This window comes from Sulfitobacter faviae (assembly GCF_029870955.1).
GTDB lineage: Bacteria > Pseudomonadota > Alphaproteobacteria > Rhodobacterales > Rhodobacteraceae > Sulfitobacter > Sulfitobacter faviae.
This window is the reverse complement of the sequence record NZ_PGFQ01000001.1, coordinates 1,359,223-1,375,111: the sequence shown is the minus strand read 5'-3', so window position 1 is coordinate 1,375,111 and position 15,889 is coordinate 1,359,223. Positions and strand designations below refer to the sequence as shown.

The 15,889-nt window shown below is 57.8% G+C and carries 18 protein-coding genes; 11 read left to right on the top strand and 7 right to left on the bottom strand.

Going from position 1 to position 15,889, the window contains the following annotated elements:
- Window positions 1-15 precede the first annotated feature (15 nt).
- The 4 genes from CUR85_RS07140 to CUR85_RS07125 form a co-directional block, all read right to left on the bottom strand.
- The gene (locus CUR85_RS07140; RefSeq protein ID WP_067265764.1) at window positions 16-864 is read right to left on the bottom strand and encodes an ABC transporter permease; all 849 of its coding nucleotides are present in this window, start codon (window positions 862-864) and stop codon (window positions 16-18) included.
- Window positions 865-868: 4 nt separating this feature from the next.
- On the bottom strand, window positions 869-2,053 hold the full coding sequence (locus CUR85_RS07135) for an ABC transporter permease (protein WP_247738281.1): 1,185 nt from the start codon (window positions 2,051-2,053) through the stop codon (window positions 869-871).
- 105 nt (window positions 2,054-2,158) lie between these two features.
- Window positions 2,159-3,202, bottom strand: a complete 1,044-nt coding sequence (locus tag CUR85_RS07130) for an ABC transporter substrate-binding protein (protein ID WP_067265759.1) — start codon at window positions 3,200-3,202, stop codon at window positions 2,159-2,161.
- Window positions 3,203-3,261: 59 nt separating this feature from the next.
- Window positions 3,262-4,353 carry an ABC transporter ATP-binding protein gene (locus CUR85_RS07125; RefSeq protein ID WP_067265756.1) on the bottom strand — a complete coding sequence of 364 codons (1,092 nt, stop codon included), beginning with the start codon at window positions 4,351-4,353 and terminating at the stop codon, window positions 3,262-3,264.
- A gap of 210 nt (window positions 4,354-4,563) precedes the next feature.
- Between CUR85_RS07125 and CUR85_RS07120 the strand changes: the two genes are divergently transcribed.
- From CUR85_RS07120 to CUR85_RS07100, 5 genes are all read left to right on the top strand, one after another.
- Entirely contained in the window at window positions 4,564-5,685 is a 1,122-nt protein-coding gene (locus CUR85_RS07120) for an NAD(P)/FAD-dependent oxidoreductase (protein ID WP_269451597.1), read from the top strand.
- Between the two features lie 118 nt (window positions 5,686-5,803).
- Entirely contained in the window at window positions 5,804-5,983 is a 180-nt protein-coding gene (locus tag CUR85_RS07115) for a hypothetical protein (protein WP_067265753.1), read from the top strand.
- A 74-nt stretch (window positions 5,984-6,057) separates the two neighbouring features.
- Entirely contained in the window at window positions 6,058-6,453 is a 396-nt protein-coding gene (locus CUR85_RS07110) for a response regulator (RefSeq protein WP_067265751.1), read from the top strand.
- A gap of 254 nt (window positions 6,454-6,707) precedes the next feature.
- The gene (locus CUR85_RS07105; protein WP_067265749.1) at window positions 6,708-7,895 is read left to right on the top strand and encodes a tyrosine-type recombinase/integrase; all 1,188 of its coding nucleotides are present in this window, start codon (window positions 6,708-6,710) and stop codon (window positions 7,893-7,895) included.
- Window positions 7,896-7,968: 73 nt separating this feature from the next.
- Window positions 7,969-8,151: a helix-turn-helix transcriptional regulator gene (locus CUR85_RS07100; protein WP_067265748.1), complete on the top strand. Its 183-nt coding sequence runs from the start codon at window positions 7,969-7,971 to the stop codon at window positions 8,149-8,151.
- 479 nt (window positions 8,152-8,630) lie between these two features.
- Here the strand turns inward: CUR85_RS07100 and CUR85_RS07095 are convergent.
- Window positions 8,631-9,388 (bottom strand): IS5 family transposase gene (locus CUR85_RS07095; protein WP_280321503.1). Its coding sequence is split into 2 segments (ribosomal slippage): window positions 8,631-9,067 and window positions 9,067-9,388, totalling 759 coding nucleotides; the frame shifts between segments, so codons are not numbered across the junction.
- Between the two features lie 118 nt (window positions 9,389-9,506).
- Here CUR85_RS07095 and CUR85_RS07090 point away from each other — a divergent pair.
- The 5 genes from CUR85_RS07090 (at window position 9,507) to CUR85_RS07070 (ending at window position 13,594) form a co-directional block, all read left to right on the top strand.
- Window positions 9,507-9,830, top strand: a complete 324-nt coding sequence (locus CUR85_RS07090; protein WP_280322456.1) for a hypothetical protein — start codon at window positions 9,507-9,509, stop codon at window positions 9,828-9,830.
- 64 nt (window positions 9,831-9,894) lie between these two features.
- Window positions 9,895-10,074 (top strand): helix-turn-helix transcriptional regulator, encoded by a 180-nt coding sequence (locus CUR85_RS07085; protein WP_067265745.1) that lies wholly within the window; start codon window positions 9,895-9,897, stop codon window positions 10,072-10,074.
- Window positions 10,075-10,186: 112 nt separating this feature from the next.
- Window positions 10,187-10,552, top strand: a complete 366-nt coding sequence (locus CUR85_RS07080; protein WP_067265742.1) for a hypothetical protein — start codon at window positions 10,187-10,189, stop codon at window positions 10,550-10,552.
- Window positions 10,553-10,652: 100 nt separating this feature from the next.
- On the top strand, window positions 10,653-11,093 hold the full coding sequence (locus CUR85_RS07075; RefSeq protein ID WP_067265740.1) for a hypothetical protein: 441 nt from the start codon (window positions 10,653-10,655) through the stop codon (window positions 11,091-11,093).
- Window positions 11,093-13,594: an AAA family ATPase gene (locus CUR85_RS07070; protein ID WP_280322868.1), complete on the top strand. Its 2,502-nt coding sequence runs from the start codon at window positions 11,093-11,095 to the stop codon at window positions 13,592-13,594. Before CUR85_RS07075 ends, CUR85_RS07070 begins: the two co-directional genes overlap by 1 nt.
- 279 nt (window positions 13,595-13,873) lie before the next feature.
- Here CUR85_RS07070 and CUR85_RS07065 read toward each other — a convergent pair whose 3' ends face one another.
- Complete coding sequence (locus CUR85_RS07065; RefSeq protein WP_156505683.1) at window positions 13,874-14,011, bottom strand: hypothetical protein; 138 nt, start codon at window positions 14,009-14,011, stop codon at window positions 13,874-13,876.
- Between the two features lie 238 nt (window positions 14,012-14,249).
- Between CUR85_RS07065 and CUR85_RS07060 the strand changes: the two genes are divergently transcribed.
- A complete protein-coding gene (locus CUR85_RS07060) occupies window positions 14,250-15,077 on the top strand; it encodes a BstA C-terminal domain-containing protein (protein ID WP_082852050.1) in 828 nt (275 codons plus the stop codon).
- A gap of 500 nt (window positions 15,078-15,577) precedes the next feature.
- On the opposite strand, the gene CUR85_RS07055 is transcribed toward CUR85_RS07060, so the two are convergent.
- Window positions 15,578-15,814 (bottom strand): helix-turn-helix domain-containing protein, encoded by a 237-nt coding sequence (locus CUR85_RS07055; protein WP_067263895.1) that lies wholly within the window; start codon window positions 15,812-15,814, stop codon window positions 15,578-15,580.
- Window positions 15,815-15,889: the final 75 nt, after the last annotated feature.

Below are 15,889 nucleotides of genomic sequence, written 5' to 3'. Positions count from 1 at the left end.
CTCGGGCGGTTTTGCTTATTCTTGACCGCGCAGCCGGGCCGAGCGTCGGCGCAGGGCTTCCAGCACAAAAAGCATCGTCGCCGAGAGCACCACCAGCAGCGTCGCCACTGCCAGAATCGTAGGGTTGATCTGCTCGCGCAGGCCCGAGAACATCTGCCGCGGAATCGTGCGCTGCTCTGGCCCCGCGAGGAAGAGCACGAGCACCACCTCGTCGAAGGAGGTCACGAAGGCAAAAAGCCCGCCCGAGATCACGCCGGGGCGAATGAGCGGAATCACCACGTCCCAGAACACTTTGATCGGTGAGGCGCCGAGGCTCAGCCCCGCGACGAAGAGTGACCGGTCAAAGCCGCTGAGCGTGGCGGTGACGGTGATGATGACAAAAGGCACGCCAAGTGCGGCATGGGCGATGATCAGCCCGGTGAAGGTGCCCACGAGGTTGAACTGCGTGTAGAAGAAGAACATGCCCGCCGCGATGATGATCAGCGGCACGATCATGGGCGACAGCAACAGCGCCGTGATCACCCGTTTGAACGGCATCCAGGGCGAGGCTAGGCCCACCGCCGCCAGCGTGCCCAGCACGGTGGCGATGCTGGCCGCCGCGATGCCGATGACGAAGGAGTTGCGGATCGCGATGCGCCATTTCTGATCATCGACGATCTCCTGATACCAGCGCGTTGAATAGGCGTCGGGGTCGAGCGACAGCATGCCTTGGGTGAAGGTAAAGAAGGGCTCGGCATTGAACGACAGCGGCATGATGACGAGGATCGGCAGCATCAGGAAGACCAGCACCAGCCCCGCCATGATGCGCAGGCCATAGTGCCCCGCCTTGTGCCAGATCGTGTAATAGTCGGGCAGTTGGCTCATGACGTCATCCCAGCTTAAGGTTGTCGGTGCCGACAAAACGGTCGAACAGCCAGTAGAGAACGAGGATCAGGATCAGCAGGAGCGAGCCCAAGGCCGCCGCCAGTTCCCAGTTGTTGGACACCTGCATGTGAAAAGCGATGATGTTGGAGATCATCTGACCATCGGTGCCGCCGACCAGCGCGGGCGTGATGTAGTAGCCGACCGAGATGATGAAGACCAAGAGCGCCCCGGCAGAGAGGCCCGGCAGGCTCATTGGCAGGTAGATCTTGTACCACGCGCCGATGGGGTTCGACCCCATGGAGATCGCCGCGCGCATAAAACTCGAATCGATCCCGCGCATCACCGCGTAGAGCGGCAGCACCATGAAGGGCAGCAGGATGTGGGTCATGGCGAGGATGGTGGAGAACTCGTTGTAGAGCAGCTCAATGGGCTCGTTGATCAGCCCGGCCCAGATGAGGGACGAGTTCACCACGCCCCCGGCTTGCAACAGCGCGATCCACGCGGTGGTGCGCACCAAGAGCGAGGTCCAGAAGGGCAGCAGGACAAAGACCATCAGGAAGTTCGCCGTCGCGGGGCTGGCCTGCGACATGTAGAAAGCAAGCGGATAGCCCAGCAGCATCGTCAGCCCGGTTATGATCAACGCCATCTTCAGCGTTTTAGTGTAGAGCTGTTTGTAAATCTGTGTGTCGCGTTGGACGATGTCCCCTTCGGAGTTGTATTCCATATCGACAGCGGTGAGGTAGTAGCTCGACGTATAGACCTGCCCGGCGCTGCGGATCGCGCGCCAAGTGGCGGGCTTGGCCCAACGGTCGTTCTTTTCCAGCAGCATCTCTGCCCCATTGGCCGCAAGCTCGGCATCATCGGCGCGGCGCAGGCCCCGGGCGGTGGATTTGATGACGCTCGACATGCCCGGCAGGGCGCGGTTGATCTCATCGGCGAACCTGCCGGAGGTGCGGTTGTTTGCCATGCGCTTCATGTCGATGGCCATCTGGGTGATGACCGCCGCATCGGGCAGGCTCTCGCCCTCCCAGCCTTCGAGCATCTCCAACGTTTCGGGCACCAGTTCGGCCACGGTGGGGTTGTAGACGCTGCGGAACAGCATCGTGGTGATCGGTGCGACAAAGGCGAAAAGGATGAAGAGCAGCAGCGGCACCACGAAAAGAAACGCCTGCAGGCGGCGTCTGCGCATTTGGCGACGGGCGTTGGCGGCGTCTTGGGAAGTGAGGCTGGACACGCGGTTACTCATCTATAGAGGTTGGGTGCCCCGCGCCCGGTCAGGCGCGGGGCAGGGGGCTTATTGCAGCAGCCATTCGTTGAACTTCTCGCCCAACGTCTCGCCATAGTCGGCCCAGAAGATGCCATCGGCTTTGACGCCTTCGTCAAGATGCGCGGTGGGCAGATCTTGTTTCACGTCCTCGGGCAGCAGCGCTTGGGCAGAGGCGCGGGTCGGGCCATAGGCCACGTCCTGCATGCCCGAGAGCGGCACGGTGCCGGTGGCGAATTTGATGAACTCCATCGCCTCTTCTTTCTTCTCGGTGCCCTTCATGATGGCCCAAACGTCGAGGTCATAGATGTGGCTGTCCCAGACGATCTCGAAGGGGGCGCCATCATCTTTGATCGCGGCGAAGATGCGACCATTGGCGGATTGCACCATGGTCGCCCCACCGTCGTTCAGCAGCACGGGGGCCTGCGACCAGCTGTCGTACCAAGTGATGTCGTCCTTGATGGTGTCGAGCTTGGCAAAGGCACGTTTCTGCCCCTCTTCGGTGGCCAACACCTCATAAACTTCTTCCGGGGCGACGCCATCGGCCAGCAGCGCCCATTCCATGTTGACCTGCGGCCGTTTGCGCAGACCGCGTTTGCCGGGGAACGCCTCGGTATCAAAGAAGTCTTCGATGGTTTTCGGGCCTTCGCCGTTCTCGGTGTTCACGGCAAAGACGACGGACCAGACGATATTGCCCACGCCGCATTCATTGGCCAGCGCGTCATCGATGAAGTCATCCGCCGCTGGCGTGCCATCGTCGCCATCGGGCAGAACCGATTGGTCGATCACTTCCAGATAGCCTTCGGCACAGGCGCGTTCGAGGTCGATCACTTCGATGTCGACGACATCCCACAGGATGTTGCCCGCCTCGACCTGCGCCTTCATCTCGGCCACGCCACCGCCGTAATCTTCGAACAGGATGTTGGTGCCGGATTTATCCATATAGGGCTGGATCATATGTTCCATCTGCGCGGCGCCATAGGCCCCGCCAAAGGACGTCACCGTCAGGTCCTCGGCCAAGGCGGGGCTGGCGATCAGCGCCGCGGTGGCCAGATAACTCAAATGCTTTTTCATCGGTCTCTCCTTGTCATGTCCAGGTTTTATGCGGGGCCCCGGTTTGCCCCCGGTCGCCCTTAATTGGCAAAGGCGATGCAGTCTTTCGTAAGGGACAACAGCTGCGCCGTCGCGCCCTCTTCGAACTCGGGCGCGGACAGGTCGTTGAGCACTTTGACGATAATGTCGGTGCCGTCCGGCAGGCGGAAATAATATCGGATGAAATCGCCCACATAGATGCGCGTGACAAAGGTCGCCGTCAGCGCGTTGTCATGGGCGTGGGTCGTGGGATGGATGAACAGTTTCTCGGGCCGGATGGAGACGCGGCATTGCGCGCCTTCGGTCAGCCCTTCGGAGGTTTGCGTGGTGATCGTGCCGGTATCGGTCTCGACCTTGGCGATCTCGCCTTCGATCCGGGTGACGCGGCCCTGCACGAAGTTGTTCTCGCCGATGAATTCGGCCACGAAGGCATTCACCGGCCGCTCGTACAATTCCGCGGGCGGGGCGCATTGCTGCACCACACCGTCGTTGAAGACGGCGATCCGGTCGGACATCGACAGCGCCTCGGTCTGGTCGTGGGTGACGTAGATGACGGTAAAGCCGATCTGCTTGTGCAGGCGGGTGATCTCAAACTGCATCTGTTCGCGCAGGTTCTTGTCGAGCGCGCCGAGAGGTTCGTCCATCAGAATGAGCGTCGGCTGGAAGATCATCGCGCGGGCCAGCGCCACGCGCTGCCGTTGCCCGCCCGAAAGTTGCCCGGGGCGACGGTCGCCAAAGGCGGAAAGCTCGACCAGCGACAGATACTCGGCCACCCGCTCTTGGATATCTGCCTTGGACATTTTGCGCACGCTCAGCGGATAGGCGAGGTTTTCGGCCACGGTCATATGCGGGAACAGCGCGTAGTTCTGGAACACCATGCCGATGTTGCGCTTGTTCGGCGCGGTCTTGTTGATCGACCGGCCATTGATCGCGATATCGCCCGAGGTGACGCTCTCAAACCCTGCCAGCATCATCAATACGGTGGTCTTGCCCGAGCCCGAGGGGCCAAGAAGGGTAATGAACTCCCCCTCCTGCACATCCATGTCGAAGCCTTTGACGACGAGATTTTCCTGATCGTAGCTCTTCTTGACGTTATCGAAACGCAGAAAAGTCTCTGCTTTGGTGTCTTTCATTGTGTCGCGGCTCTCCCTGTCGCTGGGGGGAGTTAAACAGGTGCGATGATTCTAAACAATATGTTGCACCATTTAAGAGAATCGCGCCCTTCCCGGCGCTTATCGCATGGGCATTTAGCCCCCGGTGATGGCAAGATCGGCGGCTTTCGCCACGTTCTGCGAGAAATCGGTGGTAGAGCACCTATGTAGAAAGCTGACCACGCGGGCAGACTGTCCAGCAGGCGAAACCGATCAAAAGGAGAGGCACCGATGGGCAAGCGTATCGCAATCGTAGGGGGCGGCTATCTGGGGGCTGAACTGGCCAAAGCGATGGACCAGATCGCCGAGGTGACCTTGATCGAGCCGCGCAGTCATTTCGTACATGCCTCCGCGATGATCCGCGCCGTGGTGCAGCCCAGTTTGGTTGAGGAATCGCTGATCCCCTATGACCGTTTGTTGAAACGGGGCCGCGTTGTTGCGGCGCGGGCGACTGCTGTCGATGGCGAGGGTGTCACGCTGGAGGACGGCACGCGGGTCGAGGCGGATTATATCGTCGTCGCCACCGGTTCGGACTATGCGACGCCGTTCAAGCCCAAGGGCGCAGATATCGACGGGCTGCGGGCCGCGAACCAAGAGACGCGTGAAAAACTGCTGGCGGCCAAGACCGTGGGCATCATCGGCGCGGGCGCCGTCGGGGTCGAGCTTGCCGGTGAGATCGCCCATGCCATGCCCGACAAAGAGATCACCCTGATCACCAAAGACGACAAGCTTTTTGCCGGAAAGCCCGACAGCCTCGGCGCCTCGCTGAGCAGGAAGCTGAAGCGCGCCGGGGTGGAGCTGATCCTCGGCAAGAAGGCCGAAGGGCTCGCCTCCATGACAGAGCCACATGCGGGCAGCCTCACCCTTGACGGCGGGGCGGAGCGGACATTCGATCTGATCTTCCCCGTTTTGGGCGCGCGCGCCGCGTCAGAATTGTTGAAGAACCTGCCCGGGGCCGAGGTTACCGCCGCGGAGCGGATCAAGACCGATGGCTATCTGCGCCCCTCATCCCTGCCCAATGTCTTTGCCGCGGGGGATGTGGCGGACCCCGGCGACAATATGACCATCGTCGCGGTCAGCCGGCAGTTGCCATGGCTGAGAAAGACCCTCACCGGGCTGATCACGGGCCGCAAGCTGGCGGATATGAAAACCTATCGCCCTTGGGGCGCGGAGGCACCGATTCTGCTGCCCTTGGGGCCGGTGCGCGGCAATAGCTTTTTGATGCTCTTCACCGCGGGCGATTGGGTGACGCAAAAGATGAAGGGCGCGCATCTCTTTGTATCGAAGTACCAAAAGCTGCTGAACAGGCATTGACCGCAGCCCGAGGGAGGGGCGCTCTATACCTTAGAATAGGGCGCTTATCCCGACGCCAGCAGGCATTGCGCGGCGAGATGTGTGAAGGTTGAGACAAGTCAACTCAGGAGCACAAGCCATGTCCATTCAGTTCAGCAACAGTTTCGACGCCGCCCAAGCCGTTAGCGAAATCACCCCGATCACCGCCTGCGTCAGCATGGGCAAATACGCGACCGCACAGGGGGAGCTTATCTGGCAAAGGGGTGAGATCGCCTGCGTGCGTTCCGACTCGGCGATGTTCGTCGGCAAACGCATTTAAGCATTCACGTCATATTAAGTCCCTCACCACTAGGGTGACCCTTGGGGCGTGATTAAAGTGTAAGGCGGGGCGCGATGAACTGGAATGCTATCGTTATCGACGATTCTGAGATCGCACGACAGTTCATTCAAGCGTCCCTCGCCGAGGTCGGGTTTTCCTGCGTGGCAGATTATGGCTGCCCCGCCCAAGCTCTGGTCGCGCTGGCGCAGGAGCGGATCGCGACGGATGTGATCATCACCGATTTCATGATGCCCGCGATGGATGGGCTTGAGTTCTGTAGCCAGGTCAAAGGCTTGCCGTTCTATCGGGGCATCCCGGTCGTCATGATCTCGACCCGGAAAGACGCCGATCTGCTGCGCCGCGCTTTGGCGGCGGGGGCAAGCGATTGTTTGAAAAAGCCTTTCAGCTTGGACGAGCTTGCTACGCGGCTACAGCTTTGCCTGCAAAATGCGGGTGTCCGCGTCCAATAGGGCCGTCCGAGGCCGGCGGCTCGCAGCACCCCGAGGGGTAGGGCGTCGGGGCCGTTTGATGCCTGATCTACAGTCAATCATTTGTCGGGGAATATGGTGCCCAGGAGAGGCCTTGAACTAACGTATCATCTAGTGTCAGCCTGTTTCATAAAACATCCAAACCTTTGTTTTTAATGAGTTTGGTTGTATCATTCTGTTTCATCCGGTCCCATGCTATGCTACATATAGGGGTGGATTGAGAGGGGGATAGGAATTTGGCAGCATTGAACAAGCTTTCTTCGGCCAAGGTCAGAACCGCCCCTCCCGGCAAGTACTCAGACGGGGGAGGGCTTTGGCTGGTAAAGCGCGAAGATGGCGGCGCTCAGTGGGTGCTGCGTGTTACTGTTCATGGGCGACGCCGCGAGATGGGTATCGGCAATCTTCAGGCTGTTTCGTTGAAGGAAGCAAGAGCAGCGGCAGAGAAATGGCGGGCTGTGGTGCGAGAGGGCAAAGACCCCATCAAAGAGCGTGACCGGCTAAAGCGATTGGCCGCTAAGGATGAGCACACACTCTCATCAGTGGCGCTGGAGGCATTCGAGGCTCGCAAGGCTCAGCTTAAGGGTGACGGTAAGGCCGGGCGCTGGTTCTCCCCGCTCGAACTGCATGTGCTTCCGAAAATCGGCAAGGTTCCTGTCGAGGAAATCGACCAGCAGGATATCAAGAACGCATTAGAACCCATCTGGCACGAGAAGGCGGACACGGCCCGCAAAGCAATGAACCGCCTGAACATCACGCTTGAGCATGCAGCAGCGATGGGTCTCAATGTGGATCTTCAGGCAATCATGAAAGCGAAAGCGCTTCTGGGAAAGTCGCGTCACAAGGCAAAGAACATTCCCTACATGCCTTGGCCTGAGGTGCCAGCCTTCTACAAAAGCCTTGCTGAGCAGACGCCGACCCATCTTGCATTGCGCCTGCTGATCCTCACCACGGTTCGGTCATATGGAATTCGTTTCTGTCATTTGGATCAAATCGAAGGGGACGTATGGACCGTACCCGAAGATAACATGAAGGGGCAGGTGGGTGCTGTAACCGACTTCCGAGTGCCGCTATCGAAAGAGGCTCTCGCTGTCATAGAACTGGCGAAGCCGCTGGCGCGGGATGGATACCTGTTCCCAGGTGTTCGGAGGGCTGTAATTTCGGATGCTGCGATGAGCCGCCATATGGAGCGGCAGGGGTTGGAGGCTCGTCCGCATGGGTTCCGATCAAGCTTCAAGACCTGGTGCGAAGAAACTACCGACGTACCCGAAGTGGTTGTTGAAACGTCATTGGCGCATGTCGATGGCAACAAGGTCAAGCGGTCTTACCGCCGTACTGACCTGCTAGAGCGCCGCCGTCCGCTAATGGCGCGCTGGGCGAACCACGTAACTGGCAAGAACGCCAGCAAGGTGATCAAGATTGCGTAGTCCCAGATTCGTAAATTTTCCCTTAATCGCTCTCTGCTACGAATGGGATCATTCATTTAACAAAGAGATAACGATGACTGATAAAATTCTACGCTGCCGGGACGTACAGGAGGTGACTGGTCTCAGCAGGTCAACAATTTACCGGATGATGGATCGGGACGACTTCCCAAAGGCTACGAAGCTGGGAGTTCGCGCCATTGGCTGGCGTCAGAGCGTGGTTGCCGACTGGATTGAGGGGCGGTGCCATGAGCAGTAAGTGCAAGCGGCGGCTTCAAAGCGGAAAGGTTCAATTAGAGGCGTTTGTTGGCAGGACGCAGGGGCGAAATCACGTCACCTCATGCCGGGTGGCCACTAACGTGAGGAGTGCTCAAAGATGACGCGTATTCTATCGAAGAACGAAGTCAGTGCTGTGAAGTTTTCTGTACGTGTCGTTGGGACTTGGGCGGGTGACAATAGGATCAGCGTTCCGGCGCTTGACCCCACCCTCAGAGAAGTCGTCACCGCATTTGAACCTGTGTACCAGCAGCGGGGTGCATCGGACAGAACCCTTCTAGGATACGACATCGTTGGAGTGGATAGTGAAAGGATTGTATCCTCCTTCTTTGGTAACCTACGCGCCCATGAGTTTCTTTTGCATATTGCCAAAATTAATATTGGTCTCGGATATCCACTCCCGGATGTGCTAAGGCAACTAGTCATTGAGAAACTGAGCGGAGAAGCCGCTAGGCTCAGGACTCATAGCCAGTAGATGACAGTAGCGGCGAGAGCGATGGCTGAGAGGAAGACCTTTGGGCATCGGTCGTAGCGGGTGGCAACGCGCCGCCAGTCCTTGAGTCTACCGAACATGATCTCGATCCGGTTGCGGCGTTTGTAGCGGCGCTTGTCATACTTCACCGTCGCCTTTCTCTGTTTTCGTCCGGGGATGCAGGCGCGTATCCCCTTGTCTTTTAGTGCTTCTCGGAACCAATCGGCGTCGTAGCCGCGATCTCCGAGCAGCCAATCGACATCCGGAAGACTATCGCAAAGCGCCCGCGCACCTATGTAGTCGCTCACCTGTCCTGCCGTTACGAACAGGTTGAGTGGGCGCCCCCGGCTATCGCAGATTGCATGAAGTTTGGTATTCATGCCGCCTTTGGTTCGTCCAATCAGACGTCCACGCCCCCCTTTTTGACGCCCAAACTGGACGCTGTGCGATGAGCCTTCAGGTAGGTAGCATCGATCATCACGGTATTCTTTTCGCTGTGCTCGGCGGCCAGTCCTACCATCATCTGTGCGAAGATGCCTTTATCGCTCCAACGCTTCCAGCGGTTATAGAGCGTCTTGTGGGGGCCATACTCCTTAGGCGCATCTCGCCATCGCAAACCATTGCGATTGATGAAAATAATCCCGCTTAAAACCCGCCGATCATCGACACGTGGTTTGCCATGGGATTTCGGAAAGTAGGGCTCCAGCCGCGCCATCTGCGCATCGCTCAGCCAGAAAAGATCAGACATATCACCGCTCCGTTTTTGGACGGTGAATCATGCGGCTCCACGATAATCAATGGGTCCTGAGCCTAGTCCGTCAGACGGCGGCATGAGGAACGTAGCTGAGCGAAACATCCTTTTTGTGATGATGGCAGAGTGGATGAAAGAAAAATGCGGTCTTCCCAGGGTAAGTGATGCAAAATTTTCCGCAGCCGAAGCCTTGTGGGCTGCGGGTACAGTGTTTGGCGTTCCCGTTACGAAGTCACAGATTTCAAAAATACTTAGAGAAAGTAAGCGCTTAAGGATTCATTCCGAAGCTCATTCCGACGTTCTGGGGGTGCCCACGTCGTCCAGTCCGGTGGTGAATGCATTATTGGGTTGGACCGCTGACGCAGACAGTTCAAAATTTGATGAACCAATAAAAAATGCTTTTTCCATGCTGGGGCATCCCTTGAGCGCGGATGACTGAACTGACTACAAGCATCTCTAGCTAAAGCGCAAGTTTGCTTCACCACGACAACAAAAGGTGAAGCATGAAATACCTCAACCTGAACCAATTGTCTGACAAAATGGGAGGCCGCTCGCGGTCCTCCATCTATCGCGATGTCGACGAAAACCGCATTCCGGCACCCATCAAAATCGGGAGCCGCCTGTATTGGGTGGAAAGCGAAGTTGACGACGCGATTGCCGCCTCCCAACCGCAAGCCGCTTAATGCAAACCCCCGCCGAATCCAACGGATCAAGCAGGGGCGCTAATCATTCGACAGTCTTGGCGGACTATCCGAATTTTAGCCGCGCTTGGTCCAAAACTCAAGGACCGATTAAATGAGCAGCAACACAACGATTAACGGCAATCCCCCGGCAAACGCCCGCCGGAACAACCGGTGGCGCGACTTCCCGAACACCATCAGTCCGGCCCAGTATCGGGTCACTGATGAAGATGGCGAGACCCGTACTGTCACAGTGTCCAAGAACAAGCGTCGGGTGCTGGAAGGGCTGATGCAAGCGCCCATGTACTGTGCCAGCCCCGTTCGCATCTCGGACTTGGTTCACATCCTCAAGCGTGACTACGGCGTAGACATCGCAATGGACCTCTACGCCAATGACAGCGACACCGACCGCGCCAAATTTGGGGTCTACACCCTTAAGAGCAAAGTTGAGTTGATCAACGGAAATGGGGGCGCATGCTGATGGCCCTCAAAATACAGATTGCCCGCTTGCAACGCCTCTATGGCCTGACCGCAACCCAAGCCCGCCTTGTCGCTGGCCTGCACTACGGGGAGGGCGTTTGATGGACGGGTTGCACATGCCCGCGAACGACCGGGGCCATAGCGCCTCGGTCAACCGCACCGCCCACCGTATCGATAGCGTATCCCGGTCGCTGGGTTACTGCTTGCTGCTGGATAACCTTGACGCGTGGCTTAGCCTTCCCGCCATCCTGCGCGCCCGTCTCAGCACGACAGAGCGGGCCGCGCTGGCCTATGTTTCGCTGAAAGCTTTGCTGCCACAGGATGCGGAGGCTGTCGCAGAGGCGGCGCTGGGCGGCGTTATGCCCTCGGCAGCAGGGCAACCCATCGCGCCCCTGTTCAACCACATGGACGAGGCAGCATTCTGGGCCGATATGGCGGTCCCTGACGAGCGGGAGGCCTATTGCCTCGCCAGCTTTAAGGCGATGCCCTACGAGCGCCAAGCGGCCTTCCTCGACTTCGTACAAGGGAGGCAGGCAGCTTGATGCGCGATTTCACAGCTATGGCAGTGCAACTGGATCATCACCGGGCAGAGCATCCGACCGACACTCATCGCTTGCCCACGCCTTTTATCTGGCAGGACCCCAACAGCTTGCCCCGCCGCCCGTGGGTCTATGGGAGGCACCTTCTGCGCAAACAGGTCGCCGTGACCGTCGCCCCCGGTGGGGTGGGCAAGTCCTCTCTGACCATCGTGGAAGGGCTGGCAATGGTCTCTGAGCGGGAACTGCTGGGGGAGTGGACAGCCAAGGGCTTGAACGTCTGGCTCTACAATCTCGAAGACCCTCGCGACGAGATGAACCTGCGCATCACAGCCGCCATGCAGCACCATGATGTTCGGTCCGGTGAGGTCGAAGGACGGTTGTTCGTAGACACCGGGCGCGAACGCGAGCTTTGCACTGCGGTGCAGACCCGTGAAGGCGTCGTCATCGTAAAGCCAGAGATTGAGGAACTGGCTCGGGAAATTGCTGAGCGGCAGATTGACGTGATGGTCGTTGACCCGTTCGTGTCGTCGCATCAGGCCGGTGAGAATGACAATGTCGCCATTGATCTCATTGCCAAGGAATGGGCGCGTCTGGCGGATCGGTGTAACTGCGCGATAGAGCTGGTTCACCATACGCGCAAGACCAACGGCGTAGAGGCCACCTCAGAGGACAGCAGGGGCGGTTCAGCCCTTCTGGCGGCAGCACGGTCTGGCCGGGTGCTCAACCGTATGACAGCGGATGAGAGAGAGCAGGCGAGTGATCAGAACAACGTAGAACGGGCTAGAAAAGCCGCTGAGACCCGTAGAGCGCGGGCTTTGGCTGAACAACGGCGCAGAGCTGCAATCGCGGGTGGAAAGCCTAGCGAATTGCAGTCGGAATTGCTCAAGCGGCAGTTGCTTATTAAGCAAAAGGGGCTGTCGGGGATGAGCGACGCTGACCTGATTGCTGTGCTTGAGGCCGAAGCCGAAGCGATGGCAGGGCCTTGGGACAAATACCAGTCACCTGCCACTGATGGCCCTTGGACGCGCTACGCTGAGGATCGCGGGCAGCAGACGGGCATGGTTGGGCAGACCATGAGCGGCGTTAACGAAGGCATTGCCGGAATTCTTGGCGCACCTGTGGATTTGATGACCGGCGCGATCAACATGGGCAAGCAGGGTGTGAATGCCTTGGCGGGCACGGACCTCAAACCCATCGAAAACCCGGTGGGCGGCAGCGGTACATTCCGAGACCTGCTTGCTCCCACAATTTCAGAAGTTGAACCTCAGAACGCGGCAGAACGGTTCGGAAGGCGGGTCGGGATGGAAGTTGGCGCGATGGCGGTCCCGGGTGGTATCATGCTTCGCGGTGCCAAAGCCCCTCTGGCCGTAGCGGGTGGGGAGGCAGCGAGTGCAGTGGGATCGGGGATTGCGGGCCAGACCTCACGGGAGATAGCGCCCGAAAACGATACTGCCGATTTCATTGCCTCCCTTGCTGGTGGCCTGTCTCCGGTGGCGGCAAGTCGGGCAATGCGCCCAAGCCCCAAGGCTCCCACGCTTGAAGAGCTACAGGCGCAGAGTAGCGCTGGCTATGACGCTGTGCGGGAATCCGGTGCAACGCTCAGCCCCCAATCTGCCGATGCTTTGGCCGGGGGCATTGAAGGGACGTTTGGCACCCGCCCAGCCACTCGGCGCATGAACCCCAAGGCAGCGATTGCCGCAGAGGAACTGGCCGGAGATATGCGCCAGCGTCCGCCAACAATTGCTGAGGTGGATGAGGCACGTCAGTGGATTGGCGACAACGTGGCTGGATCGAATGAGGCGGGCGAGCGCCGTCTTGGCGTGATGATGAAAGACGCTATTGATAGCCACCTAGATCAGTTGCAGCCCGGCGACGTTACCGGGACCAATAGGGCGAACGAAGTAGTTGAGGCATTGACTGGCGCGCGGGAAAAAGCGAGGCGGGTTCACAAGTCGCAGCTATTCGAAGCTGAAGACACTGGCTTGGTTGCGAAAGGGTTGCGCCGTGCAGCCACGACCGGGACCGGCGGCAATGAGATTAACGCAATCCGTCAGAACGTGCGCAGGGTGCTGGAGAACCCAAAGCTGCGGAGGGGGTTCAGCGAAACTGAATTGCAAGCCATGCGTGACATTGCAGACGGGACGCCCACGCAGAATGCCTTGCGCCTCATTGGGCGCTTAGCGCCAACTTCCGGTGCTCTATCGCTTGGGGGTTTCACTGGTGCAGCAGGTGCAGCAGGAGCAACCGGAAACCCGCTGTTCATCGCACCCGGTATAGCGGGTCAGACCGCGAAATATCTGGGCGAACGTAACACCCGCAAGAAAATCGCGGCGCTGGGTGAGTTAATCCGCAATGGCAAGCCTCTACCCAAGAAAACCGCCAGCGCCCTTGAGAGCCGCGTTATAGCCGCTCTGTTGGCACAGAAAGCCCTCATGCCTAGCTTTGGCGCGGAAGGTGACCAAAGCGCAGTGGTTCGCGCCCTGACTGGTGCGGTGGCGCAGTGAAGCACACAGGGAGAGAACCTTTTGAGCGACCAATGCGGCCTGATCGGGTGGATGCCATTCGACAGGCCGCAGAGGCACTTGCTGCCGATCCTGTGGGGCGAGCAGTTGCGGAACATTGTAAAACGTTCGAGGAATACATGATCTGCTTGGCTTGGAATATCTATGATGCGCTGGGCGAACTTGGGCCAGATACAATGGTGGCAGAAGTGCAGTTCGGCATGACGGAGGCAACAGACGTGTGCAGGGCAGAGTTTAACGCTTCCCCGCCCAGCGCGTAGCTTACCAAAGGTTCCAGCCCCAGTCGAAGTACCAAACAGCCCCGATCCAGACGACGTAGAATGCCCCGATCCAATAGGAGGTCGGGGCAGCGTCCGGAATGCCTTTAGCTTGCACCCAATGCTTAAGCCTCTGTCGCATAGATAGAATCCTCGGAATCTTAGGTAATATTCTGATCCAATTTGGGAATTGGGTTGACTCGTAGCTTCCAAAAACAGTCCCATGTCACCGTATTGATGTAGTTCGATTGTGAGTTGGTCGCAACGGACACTTAGTTTCTAAAAAGTTAGCACCGATTGCAGGGAGAGAGGAAATCACCTCTGCCCAAGCTAGTTTTGATCTCGGAATCGAACGCCAGCGCGATATCGAAGGTATAGGAATGGGTGTCCTTTCCGATGGTACGCCATATCTCAATCAGCGGGGTCTTGCCGCTCTCTGCGGCGTTCAGAACGCTCACATTGGAACGATCAGCAGTCAGTGGGGTGATGAAGTTGAGAAACCCCGAATAAGGTCAATCAAGCAAATCCTTGAGACTGCTGGTGCCACGGTGGAGTACGCCCACATTGAAGTTCCTCATAAGGGGGTAGTTCACTACTGTTATCCGGCGGAAGTATGCCTTGCTGTTCTCGAATACTACGCATTTGATGCTGGTGCGAACGTTCAGCCTGAAGCGCGCAAGAATTTCCGGGTCCTTGCTGGTTCAAAGCTCAGAGAGATGATATATAGCCAAGTGGGGTACGACCCGACTGGTAGCATAGCGGAACCACTTAGAAAGTGGCACGAAAGAATTGAGTTAAACCACCAAAGCGCGCCCTCTGGCTACTTCAGCATATTCAATGAAGCTCACACAGTAATTTATGAGCTTATCATGGCTGGCGCACAAATCGGCGAAAAGATGGTTCCGGATATTTCAATTGGCATTCATTGGGCAAAGCACTGGGATGCGCAGAACCTAGGAGAGCGCTTTGGGGACCGAGAGAAATTCCCGCATCGGTATCCCAAAGATCATCCTCAAGCAAAATCCAATCCGCAGATTGCGAACTGCTATCCCCTGGACGCATTAGGTGAGTACCGCCGCTGGCTACAGAGCGAATATCTCAATGGCGGCAAATTTGCTGGATATCTGCAAGGAAAGAGAGAGATTCCGCCCTCAGTCGCTCAGCTTGCAATCAACCGATTGTCGCCGAAAATGCTAGAGGATGAGTAATATTAGGTCGAGAGACATCAAGCTGGTTGAGGCACCGGAGTTCCAATGAATGCGAGGCTATCTGCCAAGAGTAACATTTTATCGGAATCCAGTTATATCAATACCGCAGAAAAGTAACACAACATCGGAGAAATTCCGCTTCCGATGTTGTGTTACATTCCTCCGGTCTTGTCGTACTCAACATTGCGAGTAACGGGGGAGAAGCCGTACAGACTAGTCACGAGCCTTTTTTATGGCTGCATCGCCACCCACTATGTTCAGAAGCTACTTCTGTAGAGTGGCCCAATGGTGGCGCGCTAACATGACTCTGATGTCAAGGACACTCCACAGGACGCCGAACATGCCAGCAACAATAATTGCGTCCATAGCCGTAGGCGGCTGGAACCCTTCATTGCGCCAGTAGCCAACAGCAGCAGCCCCCAGCGCGAGTATTATGGGAATCCATTCGCGCTCCCGCTCAAGCCTTCTTACTTCTTGTATCCCGCCAACCCGATCATCCCTCATTTTTCCTGTTCCTCCATGCAGATTGACGCCGAGGTCGTCACATCACCGGCAGCCAAGAATTTGACGCCCATATTCTCATAGACCGCCCGAACAGCGTTGATGGTCGACTGTTTTGCATCGGAGCCGTTTTCAATTCTGGAGATGGTGTTCGGAGTTACGCCTGCGGATGACGCAATTTCGCGCACACCGAGCTTAACTAGAGCGCGCGCCATCCGTGCCTGACTGCTATTCATCGCTACCTTGTCCTTTTTGTAGATACGACGTATTGACTACAGAGTGTAGGTTCATATATACAGTGTATCGACACG

Excerpts from the sequence above, each read along its gene's own strand:
- CUR85_RS07140 (WP_067265764.1), bottom strand. The coding sequence starts at position 864 with ATGAGCCAACTGCCCGACTATTACACGATCTGGCACAAGGCGGGGCAC.
- CUR85_RS07135 (WP_247738281.1), bottom strand. The coding sequence starts at position 2,053 with ATGCGCAGACGCCGCCTGCAGGCGTTTCTTTTCGTGGTGCCGCTGCTG.
- CUR85_RS07130 (WP_067265759.1), bottom strand. The coding sequence starts at position 3,202 with ATGAAAAAGCATTTGAGTTATCTGGCCACCGCGGCGCTGATCGCCAGC.
- CUR85_RS07125 (WP_067265756.1), bottom strand. The coding sequence starts at position 4,353 with ATGAAAGACACCAAAGCAGAGACTTTTCTGCGTTTCGATAACGTCAAG.
- CUR85_RS07115 (WP_067265753.1), top strand. The coding sequence starts at position 5,804 with ATGTCCATTCAGTTCAGCAACAGTTTCGACGCCGCCCAAGCCGTTAGC.
- CUR85_RS07110 (WP_067265751.1), top strand. The coding sequence starts at position 6,058 with ATGAACTGGAATGCTATCGTTATCGACGATTCTGAGATCGCACGACAG.
- CUR85_RS07100 (WP_067265748.1), top strand. The coding sequence starts at position 7,969 with ATGACTGATAAAATTCTACGCTGCCGGGACGTACAGGAGGTGACTGGT.
- CUR85_RS07090 (WP_280322456.1), top strand. The coding sequence starts at position 9,507 with ATGATGGCAGAGTGGATGAAAGAAAAATGCGGTCTTCCCAGGGTAAGT.
- CUR85_RS07085 (WP_067265745.1), top strand. The coding sequence starts at position 9,895 with ATGAAATACCTCAACCTGAACCAATTGTCTGACAAAATGGGAGGCCGC.
- CUR85_RS07080 (WP_067265742.1), top strand. The coding sequence starts at position 10,187 with ATGAGCAGCAACACAACGATTAACGGCAATCCCCCGGCAAACGCCCGC.
- CUR85_RS07075 (WP_067265740.1), top strand. The coding sequence starts at position 10,653 with ATGGACGGGTTGCACATGCCCGCGAACGACCGGGGCCATAGCGCCTCG.
- CUR85_RS07070 (WP_280322868.1), top strand. The coding sequence starts at position 11,093 with ATGCGCGATTTCACAGCTATGGCAGTGCAACTGGATCATCACCGGGCA.
- CUR85_RS07065 (WP_156505683.1), bottom strand. The coding sequence starts at position 14,011 with ATGCGACAGAGGCTTAAGCATTGGGTGCAAGCTAAAGGCATTCCGGAC.
- CUR85_RS07060 (WP_082852050.1), top strand. The coding sequence starts at position 14,250 with ATGGGTGTCCTTTCCGATGGTACGCCATATCTCAATCAGCGGGGTCTT.
- CUR85_RS07055 (WP_067263895.1), bottom strand. The coding sequence starts at position 15,814 with ATGAATAGCAGTCAGGCACGGATGGCGCGCGCTCTAGTTAAGCTCGGT.